15 protein-coding genes, 1 rRNA gene and 1 riboswitch are annotated in these 17,330 nt (G+C 70.4%); of the genes, 13 read left to right on the plus strand and 3 right to left on the minus strand.

Annotation, left to right across the window (positions count from 1 at the left end):
* The 11 genes from rrf to AB0D29_RS23565 all read left to right on the plus strand — a co-directional run.
* Positions 1 to 93: ribosomal RNA gene (gene rrf / locus AB0D29_RS23515) — 5S ribosomal RNA — on the plus strand; the annotation flags it as partial.
* 137 nt (positions 94 to 230) lie between these two features.
* Positions 231 to 821 carry a CDP-alcohol phosphatidyltransferase family protein gene (locus tag AB0D29_RS23520; protein ID WP_351596499.1) on the plus strand — a complete coding sequence of 197 codons (591 nt, stop codon included), beginning with the start codon at positions 231 to 233 and terminating at the stop codon, positions 819 to 821.
* A gap of 100 nt (positions 822 to 921) precedes the next feature.
* A complete protein-coding gene (locus AB0D29_RS23525) occupies positions 922 to 3,417 on the plus strand; it encodes a mannose-1-phosphate guanyltransferase (RefSeq protein WP_362813943.1) in 2,496 nt (831 codons plus the stop codon).
* Positions 3,418 to 3,530: 113 nt separating this feature from the next.
* Entirely contained in the window at positions 3,531 to 4,439 is a 909-nt protein-coding gene (locus AB0D29_RS23530) for a DUF881 domain-containing protein (protein ID WP_362856809.1), read from the plus strand.
* On the plus strand, positions 4,436 to 4,768 hold the full coding sequence (locus AB0D29_RS23535) for a small basic family protein (RefSeq protein WP_030722407.1): 333 nt from the start codon (positions 4,436 to 4,438) through the stop codon (positions 4,766 to 4,768). Before AB0D29_RS23530 ends, AB0D29_RS23535 begins: the two co-directional genes overlap by 4 nt.
* A 5-nt stretch (positions 4,769 to 4,773) precedes the next feature.
* Entirely contained in the window at positions 4,774 to 5,646 is an 873-nt protein-coding gene (locus AB0D29_RS23540) for a DUF881 domain-containing protein (protein ID WP_362856811.1), read from the plus strand.
* 85 nt (positions 5,647 to 5,731) lie between these two features.
* The gene (locus tag AB0D29_RS23545) at positions 5,732 to 6,676 is read left to right on the plus strand and encodes an FHA domain-containing protein (RefSeq protein WP_234323816.1); all 945 of its coding nucleotides are present in this window, start codon (positions 5,732 to 5,734) and stop codon (positions 6,674 to 6,676) included.
* 71 nt (positions 6,677 to 6,747) lie between these two features.
* The gene (locus AB0D29_RS23550) at positions 6,748 to 7,509 is read left to right on the plus strand and encodes a MerR family transcriptional regulator (protein ID WP_362856813.1); all 762 of its coding nucleotides are present in this window, start codon (positions 6,748 to 6,750) and stop codon (positions 7,507 to 7,509) included.
* Between the two features lie 63 nt (positions 7,510 to 7,572).
* On the plus strand, positions 7,573 to 8,046 hold the full coding sequence (locus tag AB0D29_RS23555; RefSeq protein WP_030009777.1) for a bifunctional nuclease family protein: 474 nt from the start codon (positions 7,573 to 7,575) through the stop codon (positions 8,044 to 8,046).
* Between the two features lie 189 nt (positions 8,047 to 8,235).
* On the plus strand, positions 8,236 to 8,874 hold the full coding sequence (locus tag AB0D29_RS23560; RefSeq protein ID WP_362856815.1) for a MerR family transcriptional regulator: 639 nt from the start codon (positions 8,236 to 8,238) through the stop codon (positions 8,872 to 8,874).
* A gap of 44 nt (positions 8,875 to 8,918) precedes the next feature.
* Positions 8,919 to 10,379 (plus strand): DNA polymerase IV, encoded by a 1,461-nt coding sequence (locus AB0D29_RS23565; RefSeq protein WP_362856817.1) that lies wholly within the window; start codon positions 8,919 to 8,921, stop codon positions 10,377 to 10,379.
* 60 nt (positions 10,380 to 10,439) lie between these two features.
* Here the strand turns inward: AB0D29_RS23565 and AB0D29_RS23570 are convergent, their stop codons facing one another.
* Positions 10,440 to 10,805: a PRC-barrel domain-containing protein gene (locus tag AB0D29_RS23570; protein ID WP_351299903.1), complete on the minus strand. Its 366-nt coding sequence runs from the start codon at positions 10,803 to 10,805 to the stop codon at positions 10,440 to 10,442.
* A 112-nt stretch (positions 10,806 to 10,917) separates the two neighbouring features.
* A riboswitch (glycine riboswitch) is annotated at positions 10,918 to 11,016 on the plus strand.
* A gap of 196 nt (positions 11,017 to 11,212) precedes the next feature.
* Here AB0D29_RS23570 and gcvP point away from each other — a divergent pair.
* Positions 11,213 to 14,098 carry an aminomethyl-transferring glycine dehydrogenase gene (gcvP, locus tag AB0D29_RS23575; protein ID WP_362856819.1) on the plus strand — a complete coding sequence of 962 codons (2,886 nt, stop codon included), beginning with the start codon at positions 11,213 to 11,215 and terminating at the stop codon, positions 14,096 to 14,098.
* Between the two features lie 114 nt (positions 14,099 to 14,212).
* Here the strand turns inward: gcvP and AB0D29_RS23580 are convergent, their stop codons facing one another.
* Entirely contained in the window at positions 14,213 to 14,401 is a 189-nt protein-coding gene (locus tag AB0D29_RS23580) for a DUF5999 family protein (RefSeq protein WP_030009772.1), read from the minus strand.
* Positions 14,402 to 14,662: 261 nt separating this feature from the next.
* Positions 14,663 to 15,283 (minus strand): hypothetical protein, encoded by a 621-nt coding sequence (locus tag AB0D29_RS23585; protein WP_362856821.1) that lies wholly within the window; start codon positions 15,281 to 15,283, stop codon positions 14,663 to 14,665.
* Between the two features lie 494 nt (positions 15,284 to 15,777).
* On the opposite strand from AB0D29_RS23585, the gene AB0D29_RS23590 reads away from it, so the two are divergent.
* A complete protein-coding gene (locus tag AB0D29_RS23590; protein ID WP_362856822.1) occupies positions 15,778 to 17,310 on the plus strand; it encodes a glutamate--cysteine ligase in 1,533 nt (510 codons plus the stop codon).
* Positions 17,311 to 17,330 lie beyond the last annotated feature (20 nt).

Here is a 17,330-nt window from a genome sequence, read left to right on the forward strand (position 1 = left end):
ACGCCCGGTTACATTCCGAACCCGGAAGCTAAGCCTTTCAGCGCCGATGGTACTGCAGGGGGGACCCTGTGGGAGAGTAGGACGCCGCCGAACAATCATTGTGGGAAGCCCCGCACCAAGCCTTCGGGCTCGGTGCGGGGCTTTTCTGCGTTCAGGACACGTGTGCGGTCTCCTGTAGGGTCAGGGGGCATCGAACGACCGTTTTCTACAGTCACAGTGGAGGCCCCCGGGTGGAGGTCCAGGAGACTCGGGTTCAGACTGACCGAATTTTCACCATTCCCAACATCCTGAGCATGGCTCGTCTTGCCGGCGTGCCCTTGTTCCTGTGGCTGATCCTCACCGAGCACGACGGGTGGGCCTTGGCCGTCCTCATGCTCAGCGGGGTCAGTGACTACCTCGACGGGAAGCTCGCGCGGCGCTGGAATCAGATCAGCAAGCTCGGGCGGCTGCTGGATCCGGCCGCGGACCGCCTCTACATCCTGTCGACGCTCTTCGGTCTGACCTATCGCGAGCTGCTGCCGCTGTGGCTCACCGGAGCACTGCTCTTGCGTGAGCTGATGTTGCTGGTCATGGTGTGGATCCTGCGCCGTCACGGCTATCCGCCGCCGCAGGTCAACTTCCTCGGCAAGGCGGCGACCTTCAACCTGATGTACGCGTTTCCCTTGCTACTCCTCAGTGATGGCACGGGTTGGTTGGCCTGGTTGGGGTCAGTTTTCGGATGGGCGTTCGCGGGATGGGGTACAACCCTCTATTGGTGGGCAGGAATCCTTTACGTGGTTCAAGTCCGCCGTCTCGTGAAGGCAGACGCCACGGCCGATTGAGCCCGACCGGCGCCGGATGACGCGGAGGAGTTGCGGAGTCACCGACCGAGACGGGTGAGAGTCGGCACGACTGTCATCTCTCAAGGAGGATTCTTCCGACATGAAGGCCGTCGTGATGGCCGGTGGCGAAGGTACGCGTCTTCGCCCCATGACCTCGAGCATGCCCAAGCCGCTCCTGCCGGTGGCCAACCGGCCGATCATGGAGCACGTGCTCAGGCTGCTCAAGCGCCATGGGCTCAGCGAGACCGTGGTCACCGTGCAGTTCCTGGCGTCACTCGTCAAGAACTACTTCGGGGATGGCGAAGAGCTCGGAATGGAGCTCACCTATGCCAACGAGGAGAAGCCACTCGGCACCGCCGGCAGCGTGAAGAATGCCGAGGAGGCCTTGAAGGACGATGCCTTCGTCGTCATTTCCGGCGATGCGCTCACCGACTTCGACCTCACCGATCTGATCCGCTTCCACAAGGAGAAGGGCGCACTCGTCACGGTGTGCCTCACCCGGGTGCCGAACCCGCTGGAATTCGGCATCACGATCGTGGACGAGGAGGGCAAGGTCGAGCGCTTCCTGGAGAAGCCGACCTGGGGCCAGGTGTTCTCCGACACCGTGAACACCGGTATCTACGTCATGGAGCCCGAGGTCTTCAATTACGTGGACCCGGACGTCTCCGTCGACTGGTCCGGCGATGTCTTCCCGCAGCTGATGAAGGAAGGCAAGCCGATCTACGGCTATGTCGCCGAGGGCTACTGGGAGGACGTGGGCACGCACGAGAGCTACGTCAAGGCGCAGGCCGACGTGCTCGAGGGCAAGGTCGACATCGAGATGGACGGGTTCGAGATCTCGCCCGGGGTGTGGATCGCCGAAGGGGCCGAGGTGAGCCCGGACGCGGTCCTGCGCGGGCCGCTGTACATCGGTGACTACGCCAAGATCGAAGCCGGCGTGGAGATCCGCGAGCACACCGTCATCGGGTCGAACGTCGTCGTCAAGAGCGGGGCCTTCCTGCACAGGGCCGTCATCCACGACAACGTGTACATCGGGCCCCACAGCAATCTCCGCGGCTGTGTCATCGGCAAGAACACCGACATCATGCGTTCCGCGCGGATCGAGGACGGAGCCGTCATCGGCGACGAGTGCCTCGTCGGTGAGGAATCGATCGTCCAGGGGAACGTGCGCGTCTACCCCTTCAAGACGATCGAGGCCGGTGCCTTCGTCAACACGTCGGTCATCTGGGAGTCCCGCGGGCAGGCACATCTGTTCGGCGCGCGGGGAGTCTCCGGGATCCTGAACGTGGAGATCACCCCGGAGCTGGTGGTCCGGCTCGCAGGCGCCTATGCGACGACCCTGAAGAAGGGGGCGACGGTCACCACCGCCCGAGACCACTCCCGAGGCGCGAGAGCGCTCAAGCGGGCCGTGATCTCGGCGCTGCAGGCCAGCGCGATCAACGTACGGGACCTGGAGAACGTACCGCTGCCGGTGGCGCGGCAGCAGACCGCGCGCGGCACCGCCGGCGGGATCGTGCTGCGGACCTCGCCGGGCGTCCCGGACTCGGTGGACATCATGTTCCTGGACGAGCGCGGAGCGGACCTCTCGCTCCAGCAGCAGCGCAAGCTGGACCGGGTGTACGCGCGCCAGGAGTACCGGCGGGCGTTCCCCGGCGAGATCGGCGACCTGCAGTTCCCGGGCAGTGTCTTCGACGCGTACACGGGCTCGCTGCTGCGCCGGGTGGACACCACCGGGATCGGCGACGCCGGGCTCAAGGTGGTCGTGGACGCCTCCAACGGCAGCGCCGGGCTCGTCCTGCCGAGCCTGCTGGGACGGCTCGGGGTGGACGCCCTGACGATCAATCCCGGGCTCGACGAGTCCAGGCCGACGGAGACCACCGAGTCCCGGCGGGCCGGGCTGGTGCGGCTCGGGGAGATCGTGGCCTCGGCGCGGGCGGCCTTCGGGGTGCGCTTCGACCCGGTGGGCGAGCGGATCTCCCTGGTCGACGAGCGCGGGCGGATCATCGAGGACGACCGCGCCCTGCTGGTGATGCTCGACCTGGTGGCCGCGGAGAAGCGCAGCGGCAAGGTCGCGCTGCCGGTGACCACGACACGGGTCGCCGAGCAGGTGGCGGCGTACCACGGCACGCAGGTGGAGTGGACGACGACCTCGCCCGACGACCTGACCCGGGTGGGCCGGGCGGAGAACACCATCTTCGGCGGGGACGGCCGGGGCGGGTTCATCGTTCCGGAGTTCAGCAGTGTCTTCGACGGTTCGGCGGCCTTCGTGCAGCTGCTCGGTCTGGTGGCGCGCACGCAGCTCACGCTGAGCCAGATCGACGCCCGGATCCCGCGGGCCCACGTGCTCAAGCGGGACGTGCCGACGCCGTGGGCGGTGAAGGGGCTCGTCATGCGGCGGGTCGTGGAGGCGGCCGGAGAGCGGCAGGTGGACACCACCGACGGGGTGCGGGTGGTCGAGACCGACGGACGGTGGGCGCTGGTCCTGCCGGACCCGGCGGAGGCGGTCACCCACCTGTGGGCCGAGGGTCCCGACGACGCGTCCGCGCAGGCCCTGCTCGACGAGTGGGCTGCCGTGGTGGACGGGGCCGGGCACTGAGCACCGGGCGCCGGGCGACGGCGTAGGACAGTGGTCCGGTGGGCCGGGTGCGGGAGTCCCGCCCCGGCCCACCGGATGGACGCATTGGGTGTGTACGGCGCCGACATGCGACGATGTGCGGCATGTCGCAGCCGCCCCACAACCGGACTTCGGCGTCTCCTGTGCCCCCGCGCCCGGACGCTTCCATGTCGCTGCTGACGCACGTGATGGACCACGGTCTCGACGAGGGCTACGCGCAGGCCACGGCCCGGCGCGAGGCGGACGGAACGGCGGGCCTGCCCCGCACCCTCAAGGCCAAGCTGGGGCTCGCCGCCGGGCTCGTGATCACCGCCATGGTCGTCACGCTCGGCGCGGCCGAGGCGCGGATAGCCGCGCCGGTGCTGGCCAAGGAGCGTCACGAGCTGATCGACCGGGTGGAGCGGGCCGACGAGCGCGCGGACGCCCTGGAACGGGACATCGACCGCCTGAGGACCGATGTCGCGGCCCGCCAGCGTGCGGCGCTGAAGCAGCCCGGCGGCGGCCAGGGCGAGCTCGTGGCGCTGCTGGCCGGTGCCACGGAGGTCCGCGGCCCCGGGATCAAGCTGGTCGTGGACGACGCGAAGGGCGCTTCCTCCGGCGGCGGCGGAAAACCGCGCGAGAGTTCCGGCTTCTCGGACACCGGCCGGCTCCGCGACCGCGATATGCAGAAGATCGTCAACGGGCTGTGGCAGTCCGGGGCGGAGGCCGTCTCCATCAACGGGCAGCGGCTGACGGAGCTGTCGGCGATCAGGGCCGCGGGTGACGCGATACTGGTCGACAACAGGCCGCTGGTGCCCCCGTACGAGGTGCTGGCGGTGGGGGACAAGAAACGGCTCGGCACGGCCTTCCAGGACTCGGCGGACGGCCAGTACCTGCACGTGCTGCAGGAGAGCTACGGGATCCGCTACAGCCTGTCCGCCGCGGACGAGCTGCGGCTGCCGGCCGCGTCGAGCCTGACCGTACGTACAGCTACACCGGTAGAGCAGCAGAAGGGTGCATCGTGATCGCGGTACTGGGCCTCTTGGCCGGAGTGGTGGTCGGACTTCTGGTCCGGCCCGAAGTACCGGCCGTGGTGGAGCCTTATCTGCCGATCGCCGTGGTGGCGGCGCTGGACGCGGTGTTCGGCGGTCTGCGCGCGATGCTGGACGGGATCTTCGTCGACAAGGTCTTCGTGGTGTCGTTCCTGTCGAACGTGGTGGTGGCGGCGCTGATCGTCTTCCTCGGTGACAAGCTCGGCGTCGGCTCGCAGCTGTCCACGGGCGTGGTCGTGGTCTTCGGCATCCGCATCTTCTCGAACGCCGCGGCCATCCGCCGGCACGTGTTCCGGGCGTGAGGCCGATGAGTACGAACGACAGCCCCGAGGAGTCGGGGCCGGGGTCCGCCGGACAGCCGCCGGGGGACGTGCCCCCGCAGGACGTGCCCCCGCAGGACGCGCCCAAGAAGGACGAGCCCGCGCAGCCGGTGCCAACCCCCGTGCAGGCCGATCGGCCCGAGGAGACCGGGCGGCAGCGACTCGCGGCCGGGCTGTGGCCGCCGCGGGTGAGCCGCGCGCAACTGATCGTCGCGCTGCTGCTGTTCGTCCTGGGGCTGGGGCTGGCCATCCAGGTGCGGTCGAACAGCGAATCCAGCGCGCTGCGGGGGGCTCGTCAGGAGGACCTCGTACGGATCCTCGACGAGCTCGACGGGCGGACCAAGCGCCTGGAGGAGGAGAAGCAGGCGCTGGAGGATCAGCGCAAGGAGCTGGAGAGCAGCTCCAACCAGGCCGAGGAGGCCCGCAGGCAGACCGTGGAGAAGGAGCGTCAACTCGGCATCCTGGCCGGTACCGTGGCAGCGCAGGGGCCGGGCATCACGCTGAAGATCACCGATCCGACGGGCCAGGTGCAGTCCGACCAGCTGCTGGACACGCTCCAGGAGCTGCGGGCGGCCGGGGCCGAGGCGATCCAGATCAACGGTGTGCGCATCGTGGCCGGCTCGTACTTCTCGGACGAGAACGGCGGGGTCGCGATCGACGGTAAGAAGATCACACAGCCCTACGAGTTCAGGGTGATCGGCAAGCCCCAGGATCTGGAGCCCGCGCTCAACATTCCCGGCGGTGTCGTCCAGACGCTGGAGAAGGAGCAGGCGACCGTTGCCGTCACACGGTCGGCGAAGATCGTTGTGGATGCCTTGCGGGCTGCGAAGCAGCCTGACTACGCTCGGTCGTCATCGTGAGGAACTGGAGTGAAGGGTGGAGCGGCTCACGCGGGCGGATGCCTGCGGGGGGTCGGCGCACCGAAGTCGCGGTGCGTGGTGGAAACTGTCTGGTGGTTACGGACGTTGTGAGAATGTCCGGGTCGGCAGGTGTCTGCATTCGGAGTTCGTCCTGCCCCACGGGCGGGTCTGTTTCGGTCAAGGGGAATCGCCCGTGAAGTTGTTTGAGAAGTTGTTCGGCAAGAAGAACCGCGAGGACAGCGGTTCGGCGCGGCACCGTGCCGGTCACGGGGACGTGGAAGGGCAGGGCGACCGGCCGCTCTTCCGCGACGAGGTCGCCGGCGCGGGTGATGTTCAGGGTGGCCACGGCGCGTCGGCCGTTGACCCTGCCGGTACCGGAGGCATAGGTTTCGGTGAACCATCAACCTCAACTGCGGGTGGAGGGTTCGCCCCCGACCCGTACGCCACCAACGCCTCCGCGGGGCAGCCGCGGCGCGAGGAGCCGTCCATGTCGGCCGAGCAGATTTGCAGCAGGTGCGGACACCGCAGCGATGCGGCCAGTCGGTTCTGCTCCAACTGCGGGGCGCCGCTGCGGCCGGGTCTGACGCCGGAGCGAGCCTCGGAGACCACGTCCACCATCTCGATCTCGGGCCTGGAGGCCTACGAGGCCGAGGTGTCGGGACAAACGCACGTGTCGTCCTCGCTGTCCCCCGAGGCCCAGGCCGCGGTGGAAGCGCTGCCGCCCGGTTCCGCCCTGCTCATCGTGCGGCGCGGTCCCAACTCCGGTAGCCGCTTCCTGCTGGACGGCGAGCTGACCACCGCGGGCCGGCACCCGCAGAGCGACATCTTCCTGGACGACGTCACCGTCTCCCGGCGCCATGTCGACTTCCGCCGGGGCCCGGACGGCGGCTTCACCGTCTCCGACGTGGGCAGCCTCAACGGCACGTACGTGAACCGGGAACCGATCGACTCCGTCGCCCTGCACAACGGCGACGAGGTGCAGATCGGCAAGTACCGGCTGGTCTTCTACGCGAGCCTGCGGGGCATCTGACCCCTTCCGGACTCCGTCCGGGGGGACCCCCACCCCCGGACACGGTCCGGGGGCTTCCCAGGGAAGGTCCCATGCTGCGCAACCCGACAGGGGGTGCCGGAAACGGCACCAGCGGCTCGGCCGGGCGGCTGGTGAGCATCGGCACGGTGCTCACCACGCTGCGTGACGAGTTCCCCGAAGTCACCATCTCGAAGATCCGTTTTCTGGAGGCGGAGGGGCTCGTCGAGCCGCGGCGCACCCCTTCGGGATACCGCAAGTTCAGCACCGACGACGTGGAGCGCCTGGCCCGCATCCTGCGTCTGCAGCGCGATCACTACCTGCCGCTGAAGGTCATCCGCGAGCAGCTCGACGCGCTCGCCCGCGGTGAGCAGATCCGTATCCCGGCGCCCACGGCGCACGGGGATTCCGACGACCCCACCGGCCCGGCGGCCGTGTACGGCGAGGTCGGGCGGGAGCGTCCCACGGCGGCCCGGGTGGGCCGGGCGGAGCTGATCGCCGCCGCCGAGGTGGACGAGGTCCAGCTGGTCGAGTGGGAGTCGTACGGGCTCCTGGCGGAGGCCCCCGGCGGTGGTTTCGACGCCGAGGCGGTCACGGTGGCCCGGCTCGTGGCCGATCTGGGGCGCTTCGGGCTGGAGCCGCGGCACCTGCGGGCGATGAAGGCCGCGGCCGACCGTGAGGCGGGTCTGGTGGAGCAGGTGGTGGCACCGTTGCGCCGGCACCGCAATCCGCAGACCAGGGCGCATGCGGAGGCCACGTTGAAGGAGCTGGCGGGGCTCTCCGTACGGCTGCACGAGGCCCTCGTACAGACCGCTCTGGGGGTCCGGTTGCGGTGACCGCGCTGGTCGGCGTGGGGCCCCGACTACCCAAACCTGCCGGGCAGGTCCTAGGGTTGCTGTGTGAACGAGCTCGACGTTGTGGGTGTCCGGGTGGAAATGCCCTCCAACCAACCGATCGTGCTCCTGCGTGAAGTGGGAGGCGACCGGTACCTCCCCATCTGGATCGGTCCGGGGGAGGCGACCGCCATTGCCTTCGCGCAGCAGGGGATGGCTCCTGCCCGACCGCTGACGCACGACCTGTTCAAGGACGTGCTGGAGGCGATCGGTGAGGAACTCACCGAGGTCCGGATCACGGATCTGCGGGAGGGCGTCTTCTACGCGGAGCTGGTCTTCGCCAGCGGGGTCGAGGTGAGCGCGAGGCCTTCCGATGCCATAGCGCTGGCCCTGCGGACGGGGACGCCGATCTACGGCAGTGACGGCGTGCTGGACGACGCCGGAATCGCCATTCCGGACGAGCAGGAGGACGAGGTGGAGAAGTTCCGCGAGTTCCTCGACCAGATCTCGCCCGAGGACTTCGGCACCGGCCCGCAGTGAGGCGCGGGCCGCGTCGCCCCCGCGATCCGCGGGGGACTTTCAGCCCATTCGGCTAGCCTTTCCCCATAACGGGATACGGGAAACCACTCTCAGGGTGATTATCACTCGGCGTGCCGAGTGTGGCGATCGTTGACGCACCCCTGGTGACTGCCTACCTTCAAGGTGGCAGGTCAAGGACGGAGGGTCGGCGTGAGGATCACGGGCGACGGTACGACCGGGGGCACCCCCGTACGGAGTGACGCTGGGCCGTACCCGCTGCACGGCGGCGCGGTCGGGTCCGCGCGCCGTCAGCCGGAGTCGACGCCGGTCGGACCGGTGGGCGGTGACCCGGCGCCCGAGCAGATCGGATACCGCGGGCCGACGGCGTGTGCGGCGGCCGGCATCACGTACCGGCAGCTGGACTACTGGGCGCGGACCGGGCTGGTGGAGCCCAGCGTGCGGCCCGCGTACGGGTCGGGCACGCAGCGGCTCTACAGCTTCCGCGACGTGGTGGTCCTCAAGATCGTCAAGCGCTTCCTGGACACCGGGGTGGCGCTGCAGAACATCCGTACGGCGGTCCAGCACCTGCGTGACCGCGGGTTCTCGGACCTGGAGCGGATGACGCTGATGAGCGACGGCGCCACCGTGTACGAGTGCACCTCCCCGGACCAGGTCGTGAGCCTGCTCCAGGGCGGGCAGGGCGTCTTCGGCATCGCCGTGGGCGTGGTGTGGCGCGATGTCGAGAGCGCGCTGTCGCAGCTGCACGGGGAGCGCGTGGACACCGGCGAGACGCTGGTCGGGCACAACCCGACGGACGAGCTGGCCGCCCGCCGCCACCGCGCCGTCTGATCCGGGCCGGGGAAATGTCAGTGCCGTAGGGCAGCATCGGTGCGGTGAGAGCCGCGCCGACCATCCTGCACCTGGACATGGACGCCTTCTACGCCTCCGTCGAGCAGGCGTCGAAGCCGAGCCTGCGGGGCAAGGCCGTCATCGTCGGCGGGCTCGGGCCGCGCGGGGTCGTCGCCACGGCCTCGTACGAGGCCAGGCGCTTCGGCGTGCACTCGGCGATGCCGATGGGGCAGGCGAGGCGGCTGTGTCCGAACGGCGCGTACCTGATCCCGCGCTTCAGCCTCTACCGGCAGGTCAGCGACGTGGTGATGGCCCTGCTGCGGGAACTGTCGCCGCTCGTGGAGCCGCTCAGCCTGGACGAGGCCTTCGTGGACCTGGAAGCGGGCGGCGTGGCCTTCGACTCGCGGACCGCCCGGACGACGGGCGAGCGGCTGCGGGCCGACATCAGGGCCGCCACGGGGCTCAGCGGGTCGGTGGGCCTGGCCGGGTCGAAGATGCTGGCCAAGGTGGCGTCCGAGGAGGCCAAGCCGGCCGGGTTGCTGCTGATCGAGCCGGGTACCGAGCGCGAGCTGCTCGCGCCCATGTCGGTACGGACCCTGCCCGGGGTGGGGCCGGCCACCGGGGAGCACCTGCGCCGCGCCGGGATCACCACCGTGGGGGAGCTGGCGGAGGCGGGGGAAGACGAGCTGGTCCGGATGCTCGGGCGCGCGCACGGCGTCGGCCTGTACCGGATGGCGCTGGGGCTGGACGACCGGCCGGTGGTCGCGGAGCGGGACGCGAAGTCGGTGTCGGTCGAGGACACCTTCGACGTGGACCTGCACGACCGCGTACGGATCCGGAACGAGGTCCAGCGGCTCGCGGACCGGTGTGTGCAGCGGCTGCGGGGGTCGGGGCACTCGGGGCGGACGATCGTGCTGAAGGTGCGGCGGTACGACTTCTCCACGCTGACGCGGTCCGAGACGCTGCGCGGGCCCACGGACGACCCCGCGGTCGTGCGGGAGGCCGCGGCGCGGCTGCTGGAGGGCGTGGACACCACGGGCGGGGTGCGTCTGCTGGGGGTGGGGGTGACGGGGCTGGCGGACTACACGCAGGAGGACCTGTTCGCGCAGTCGCTCGCCGCTGAGCCGGATGGGGTGGACGGGACAGACGGGGCGGATGGAGCGAGCGAGGCGGCCGGGACGGCCGGAGCGGGCGGGAACGGCGAGCCCGGAGCCGCAGCGGCGCCTGTGGAGGCCTCGGGGGCCCAGGTGGCCGCCGGGCAGCCCGGGGAGCCGGAGGCGGCTCCGGAGCGGCGCTGGCCGGCCGGGAGCGACGTACGGCACGCGCTGTACGGGCCCGGGTGGGTGCAGGGCAGCGGGGTCGGGCGGGTGACCGTACGGTTCGAGCAGCCCGGGTCCGAGCCCGGCCGGGTGCGGACCTTCCTGGTGGACGACCCCGAGCTGGAGCCGTCCGATCCGCTGCCGCTGGTGGGGGACGGGGAGCCGGGAGCCGCGGGCCCGGCATGATCCGGAGGTCTGACGGCGGCCACGGCCCGTCCGCCCCTGGCCCGCGCGCCGGGGCGCCGCTCAGCCCTCGTCGCCGGCCAGGCGGCCGAAGTCGCGGGAGAACTCCGTGGGCAGGGTCGTGTCCAGGCCGTAGTGGTGGTAGAGCTGGAGCTCCTGTTCGGGGGAGAGGTGGCGGCCGACGCCGAAGTCGGGGGCGTCCCTGATGAGGGAGCGTTCGAAGGGCACCCGCAAGGTGTCGCCCACCATCTCGCTCGGCTCCAGCGGGACGAAGGCGTCCCGGCTGAACAGGCCCGTACGGACGGCCGCCCATTCCGGGACGCCCGTGGCATCGTCGAGGTAGACCTCGTCGATGGTGCCGATCTTGGTGCCGTTGCGGTCGAACGCCTTGCGGCCGATCAGGCTGCGCGGATCGATGTCGGTCTGCACGGTCCCTCCAAATGGTCGCAACTCCTCCGTAATGACTACAGAAGTGCATATCGGCAGCGGAGGCCACTCGGGGAGGGTCCAGAACCTCGCTGGTAGGCTGGGTGATGGCTGTCGACCCTGTGCGGGAGAGTCCTCCGAGTGAACGAGACGGAGGCGCCGAAGGAGCAAATCCTCCCCGGAATCTCTCAGGCATACGTACCGCACGGACGAGGCCACTCTGGAAAGCAGGAGCGGGTACCGGGCGCGCAGTGCCGGTCCCTCTCCTCACCGACGGTGAAAGCCGGAGACCTCGGGCGACCCCCGTGACTCCGGTGAAACTCTCAGGTGCAGATGACAGAGGGGGAGGCCGTCCGGGTGCCCGCGCCGTGGTGCCCCTCGCAGGTCATACGACCAGGAGGCCTCCGTACATGACCGCCAACCGCATTCCGCTCTCCCAGCTGGAGCGAGGCATCCCCTTCGAACAGCGCCACATCGGCCCGGATGCCGAGGCGCAGGCGAAGATGCTCGCCCATGTGGGCTACGGCTCCCTGGACGAACTGACCGCCGCCGCGGTCCCGGATGTGATCAAGACCGCCGAGGCGCTCGACCTGCCCGAGGCGCGGACCGAGGCCGAGGTGCTCGCCGAGCTGCGCTCGCTCGCCGACCGCAACCAGGTCCTCTCCTCCATGATCGGTCTCGGCTACTACGGGACCTTCACCCCGCCGGTGATCCTCCGCAACGTCATGGAGAACCCGGCCTGGTACACGGCGTACACCCCGTACCAGCCGGAGATCTCGCAGGGCCGCCTCGAGGCCCTCCTGAACTTCCAGACCGTCGTCGCCGACCTCACGGGGCTGCCGACCTCGGGCGCCTCGCTGCTCGACGAGGGCACCGCGGCCGCCGAGGCCATGACGCTGGCCCGCCGCGTGGGCAAGGCCAAGGGGAACGTCTTCCTCGTGGACGCCGACGCGCTGCCGCAGACCATCGCCGTCATCGAGACCCGCGCCGAGCCGATCGGCATCGAGGTCGTCGTCGCCGACCTGTCCGCCGGCATCCCGGCCGAGGTCGCCGAGCGCGGCATCTACGGCGTCCTCGTCCAGTACCCGGGCGCCTCCGGTGCCGTACGGGACATCAAGCCGGTGATCGACCAGGCCCACGAGCTCGGCGCCATCGTCGCCGTCTCCGCCGACCTGCTTGCCCTGACCCTGCTGACCTCCCCCGGCGCGCTCGGCGCGGACATCGCCGTCGGCACCACCCAGCGCTTCGGCGTCCCGATGGGCTTCGGCGGACCGCACGCCGGCTACATGGCCGTCCAGGACAAGCACGCGCGCTCGCTGCCCGGCCGCCTGGTCGGCGTCTCCGTGGACGCGGACGGCAACAAGGCCTACCGCCTGGCGCTGCAGACCCGAGAGCAGCACATCCGCCGCGAGAAGGCCACCAGCAACATCTGTACCGCCCAGGTGCTGCTCGCCGTCATGGCCGCCATGTACGCCGTCTACCACGGCCCGGACGGCCTGCGGACGATCGCCCGCCGGACCCACCGCTACGCCGCCCTGCTCGCCGCGGGCCTGACGGCCGGCGGGGTCGAGATCGTGCACGGCTCGTACTTCGACACGGTCACCGCCCGCGTTCCGGGCCGCGCGGCCGAGGTCGTCGCCGCCGCCCGCGAGGGCGGCGTCAACCTCCACCTGGTCGACGCCGACCACGTCTCCGTCGCCTGCGACGAGACCACCCTGCGCGCCGACGTCGAGGCCGTCTGGGCCGCCTTCGGCGTCACCGCCGAGATCGAGGCGCTCGACGCGACCACGGCCGACACCCTGCCCGAGGGCCTGCTGCGCTCGGACGACTACCTGACGCACCCGGTCTTCCACCAGCACCGCTCCGAGACCGCGATGCTGCGCTACCTGCGCAAGCTCTCGGACAAGGACTACGCGCTGGACCGCGGCATGATCCCGCTGGGCTCCTGCACCATGAAGCTCAACGCGACCACCGAGATGGAGCCGGTGACCTGGCCCGAATTCGGCCAGCTGCACCCCTTCGCCCCGGTGGAGCAGGCCGAGGGCTACCTCACGCTCATCACCGAGCTGGAGGAACGTCTCTGCGAGGTCACCGGCTACGACAAGGTGTCCATCCAGCCCAACGCCGGCTCCCAGGGTGAGCTCGCCGGCCTGCTGGCCGTCCGCGCCTACCACCGCGCGAACGGCGACGAGCAGCGCACCATCTGCCTCATCCCGTCCTCCGCGCACGGCACCAACGCCGCCAGCGCCGTGATGGCCGGCATGAAGGTCGTCGTGGTCAAGACCGCCGACGACGGCGAGGTGGACGCGGCCGACCTGCGCGCCAAGATCGAGCAGTACCGCGACGAGCTCTCCGTGCTCATGATCACGTACCCGTCCACGCACGGTGTGTTCGAGGAGCACGTCGCCGACATCTGCGCCCAGGTCCACGAGGCCGGCGGCCAGGTCTACGTCGACGGCGCCAACCTGAACGCCCTGGTGGGCCTGGCCAAGCCGGGTCACTTCGGCGGCGACGTCTCGCACCTGAACCTGCACAAGACCTTCTGCATCCCGCACGGCGGCGGCGGCCCGGGCGTCGGCCCGGTCGGTGTCCGGGCGCACCTGGCCCCGTACCTGCCGAACCACCCGCTCCAGCCGACCGCGGGTCCGGAGACGGGCGTCGGCCCGATCTCGGCCGCCCCGTGGGGCTCGGCGGGCATCCTGCCGATCTCCTGGTCGTACGTGCGCCTGATGGGCGGCGAGGGCCTCAAGCGCGCCACCCAGGTGGCGGTGCTCGGCGCCAACTACATCGCCAAGCGCCTGGAGCCGCACTACCCGGTGCTCTACACCGGCCCGGGCAACCTGGTCGCGCACGAGTGCATCATCGACCTGCGCCCGCTGTCGAAGTCCACGGGCGTGAGCGTGGACGACATCGCCAAGCGTCTGATCGACTACGGCTTCCACGCGCCGACCATGTCCTTCCCGGTCGCCGGCACGCTGATGATCGAGCCGACGGAGTCCGAGGACCTCGCCGAGATCGACCGCTTCTGCGACGCGATGATCGCCATCCGCGGCGAGATCGAGCGGGTCGCGGGCGGCGAGTGGCCGGCGGACGACAACCCGCTGGCCAACTCCCCGCACACGGCGGCGGCGCTGGGCGGCGAGTGGAACCACCCGTACACCCGCGACGAGGCCGTCTTCCCGGGCGGGGTCACGGCCGCCGAGAAGTACTGGCCGCCGGTGCGCCGCATCGACGGTGCCTTCGGCGACCGCAACCTGGTGTGCTCCTGCCCGCCGCTGGACGAGTACGACCACTGACACCGAGCGGTGCGGTGACAAGTAGCACGTGACATGGAGAAGGGGCCGGTCCGGGAGAATCTCCCGGACCGGCCCCTTCTGCTTGGCGTGCGTCCGTCGGGCCGTCCTCAGCGCCTACGCCGCCGCGAGCGGGCGGTGCGGGGCGATGATCTGGCCGTCCGGCAGGAGCTCGCCGGTGTCCTCGAAGAGCAGGACGCCATTGCACAGCAGGCTCCAGCCCTGCTCCGGGTGGTTGGCCACCGGGCGCGCGGCCTCCCGGTCGGCGGATTCGGCTGACGGGCAGGCTGGCTGGTGCTGGCACATGGATGCGTTCTTTCGCTGCGGTGTGGTCTGCGTGCTACGGCTCGATGCGTGATTCATGGCCGTCCCCCTGGGTCATCCCCGCACCCGCGGGGAGCGTGTCATCAGTGTTCCCCCATGACAGCCGCTTCGCAGGTATTTCCCGGCAGCTGTCCTTACAGATTGATGACGCATCACTCGTGCGGGCGGTTCAGGCCAACTCCCCTGTCATTTCGGATGGTTCGCAAGTGGCCCGAGCGGACTAGGCCGAATGGGCCACTCGGGTCAGGCGGCGGGTGCGGCCAGCGACGGAGGGAGGGGCGCCGTGGCGGGGGTCAGCCGACGGGTGAGCACGGGCAGCAGCTCGGAGACCGGATGCGGGCGGAACGGGGCGATGCCGGGCGGGGCCGGAGCCAGCGGCACCAGCAGGTCCTCGCCGGCGGGCAGCCCGGCGGAGGCGTCGGCGCCCACCGCCCCGTGCAGCCACAGGGTCAGCATGTACAGCTCCGGTACGGACAGCAGCCGCGGCTGGTAGCTCGTACCGAGGGACTCCGCCTGGCGCAGGGCGCGTTCGGTGGCGGCGACGTAGGGCCCCTCGAAGAAATGGGAGAAGGCCCAGCCGTCGGGGGTCAGACGGGTGTCGGCCGCCGCGACGTGACGGTCCCCGCTGCGGATCAGGAACCGCCAGCCGGTGAGCCGCGTGCGGGGCGGCCTGCCGCCGGCCGCGAGGGTGGACATGCCCAGCCGGTCCAGGACGTGCACCGGAAGGGGGAGTTCGGCGGTCAGAGGCCCCTGGATCGCGCGCAGGGACGGGGTGTGCGCCTCGTGGACGGCGGTGGGAGAACCGAGTGCCGCGAGGACGCTGCGCAGGGCGGGCGCGGGAGCCGGAGGGACATGCAGCGGCATGGTGGGTCGCCTCTCACTTGGGAGACCTGTGGAACGGGGGCAGGTGCGGACGGCGCTGTCGCATTCTGGGGCCAGAGGGGGGCCGAGGGGCAATGGCCGCGCGCCAACTCTCTGCCTCGTTTGCGGAGTTTATACGACATGTGTTCACGCAGTGTTTCGGCTAGCTGTCCCGCCTATTGCCGACAAGGCGCTTACCGGTCCCGCTGACATGGCATTCATGCCGGATGCACGCGAACGTGCCGCGCTGACCTCGGAGGTTACCGGACGGGGGCTCGGCTGAAAAGCATCGGTTTTGCGGAGCGCGCAAAGGCGAAGCGGAATTTGCGCGAGGCGACTTGCCAGGTGAATGTGCCGAAGCGCCCTTCGGCCAAACCGGCGCGCGCTCCTCGCCACGCACGCCCCCGCCGCGTTATGGATCACGCTGCCGGGGCATCATCGACCGTAATGCGCGCCTGGGTGTCCCGGGCCGGGCCCACTCGAGGAGGGACGCTTCGATGGGGGAGAAGGTCGTGGCGGGCGGATTCGACCTGTCCGATCGGCAGCGGTATCGAAGGAAGCTTCACGAGTGTCTGGAGGGGCTGGAGCGACTCCTGGCGGAGAAGAGGTTCGATCGCCCGAAGAACATGATGGGACTGGAGATCGAGCTGAATCTCGCGGGCGCCGACGGGTTGCCGAGAATGGTGAATGCCCAGGTGCTGGAGCGGATAGCGAGCCCCGATTTCCAGACCGAACTGGGAATGTTCAATCTGGAGGTGAACGTCCTGCCGCACCGGCTCGGCGGACGGGTATTCGACCAGCTCGCCGAGGAACTCAGCGCCGGGCTGGGCTATGCCCACCGGCAGGCCGCGGAGATCGATGCCGGCGTGGTGATGATCGGCATTCTGCCGACGATCTCCCGCGCCGACCTGGTCACCGCCAACCTGTCGGCCGTGGACCGCTACTCGCTGCTCAACGAGCAGATCCTGATGATGCGCGGGGAGGACTTCACGCTCGACATCGACGGGGTCGAGCGGCTGATCTGGACCTCCGGGTCCATCGTCCCGGAGGCCGCCTGCACCTCCGTACAACTGCATCTCCAGGTGACACCGGCCCGGTTCCCCGCCGTGTGGAACGCGGCGCAGGTGGTGGCCGCCGCGCAGATAGCCGTCGGCGCCAACTCGCCCTTCCTGTTCGGGCGCGAGCTGTGGCGGGAGTCGCGGCCGCCCCTGTTCACCCAGGCCACCGACACCCGGCCGCCCGAACTCCAGGCGCAGGGGGTACGGCCGCGGACCTGGTTCGGGGAGCGGTGGGTGGACTCGGCGTACGAGCTCTTCGCCGAGAACGTCCGCTACTTCCCCGCCCTGCTGCCGATATGCGACGAGGAGGAGCCGCTGCGGGTGCTCGCCGAGGGCGGGGTGCCGGGGCTGCAGGAGCTGGTCCTGCACAACGGGACCGTCTACCGCTGGAACCGGCCCGTGTACGGGGTCGCCGACGGGGTGCCGCACCTGCGGGTGGAGAACCGGGTGCTGCCGGCCGGCCCGACGGTCGCCGACGTCGTCGCCAACGCCGCCTTCTACTACGGGCTGGTCCGCACCCTCGCGGACGAGCAGCGCCCGGTGTGGACCCGGCTGCCCTTCGCCGAGGCGGAGGCGAACTTCGACGCGGCCTGCCGGTACGGGATCGACGCGCGGCTGCGGTGGCCCCGCCGGGGCCGGGCCGGGGGACTGGCGAGCGTGCCCGCCGTACGGCTGGTCCTGGACGAACTGCTGCCGATGGCGGCGGCGGGGCTGGACGCCTGGGGCATCGAGCCCGCGGACCGGGACCACTACCTCGGCATCATCGAGGAGCGCTGCCGGCGGCGGGTGAACGGGGCGACCTGGCAGGTGGACACCTACCACCGGGCGCTGGCGGCCGGGCTGGAGCGGGACGAGGCGCTGGCCGCGACCACCCGCAGGTACAGCGAGCTGATGCACAAGGGCGACCCCGTGCACACCTGGCCCGTGGGGCCGGGGGAGGAGGTGACCCCCTCGGTGCCGGAGGCCCGCTGAGCGGGCGCGTGACCGGAGCC

The sequence above is a fragment of the Streptomyces sp. NPDC048424 genome, assembly GCF_040651555.1.
Classification (GTDB): domain Bacteria; phylum Actinomycetota; class Actinomycetes; order Streptomycetales; family Streptomycetaceae; genus Streptomyces.

What these genes read in the sequence shown, in the direction of transcription:
- AB0D29_RS23530 (WP_362856809.1), top strand. Translation starts at nt 3,531, where the DNA reads ATGTGCGGCATGTCGCAGCCGCCCCACAACCGGACTTCGGCGTCTCCT.
- AB0D29_RS23550 (WP_362856813.1), top strand. Translation starts at nt 6,748, where the DNA reads ATGCTGCGCAACCCGACAGGGGGTGCCGGAAACGGCACCAGCGGCTCG.
- AB0D29_RS23525 (WP_362813943.1), top strand. Translation starts at nt 922, where the DNA reads ATGAAGGCCGTCGTGATGGCCGGTGGCGAAGGTACGCGTCTTCGCCCC.
- gcvP (WP_362856819.1), top strand. Translation starts at nt 11,213, where the DNA reads ATGACCGCCAACCGCATTCCGCTCTCCCAGCTGGAGCGAGGCATCCCC.
- AB0D29_RS23540 (WP_362856811.1), top strand. Translation starts at nt 4,774, where the DNA reads ATGAGTACGAACGACAGCCCCGAGGAGTCGGGGCCGGGGTCCGCCGGA.
- AB0D29_RS23590 (WP_362856822.1), top strand. Translation starts at nt 15,778, where the DNA reads ATGGGGGAGAAGGTCGTGGCGGGCGGATTCGACCTGTCCGATCGGCAG.
- AB0D29_RS23585 (WP_362856821.1), bottom strand. Translation starts at nt 15,283, where the DNA reads ATGCCGCTGCATGTCCCTCCGGCTCCCGCGCCCGCCCTGCGCAGCGTC.
- AB0D29_RS23580 (WP_030009772.1), bottom strand. Translation starts at nt 14,401, where the DNA reads ATGTGCCAGCACCAGCCAGCCTGCCCGTCAGCCGAATCCGCCGACCGG.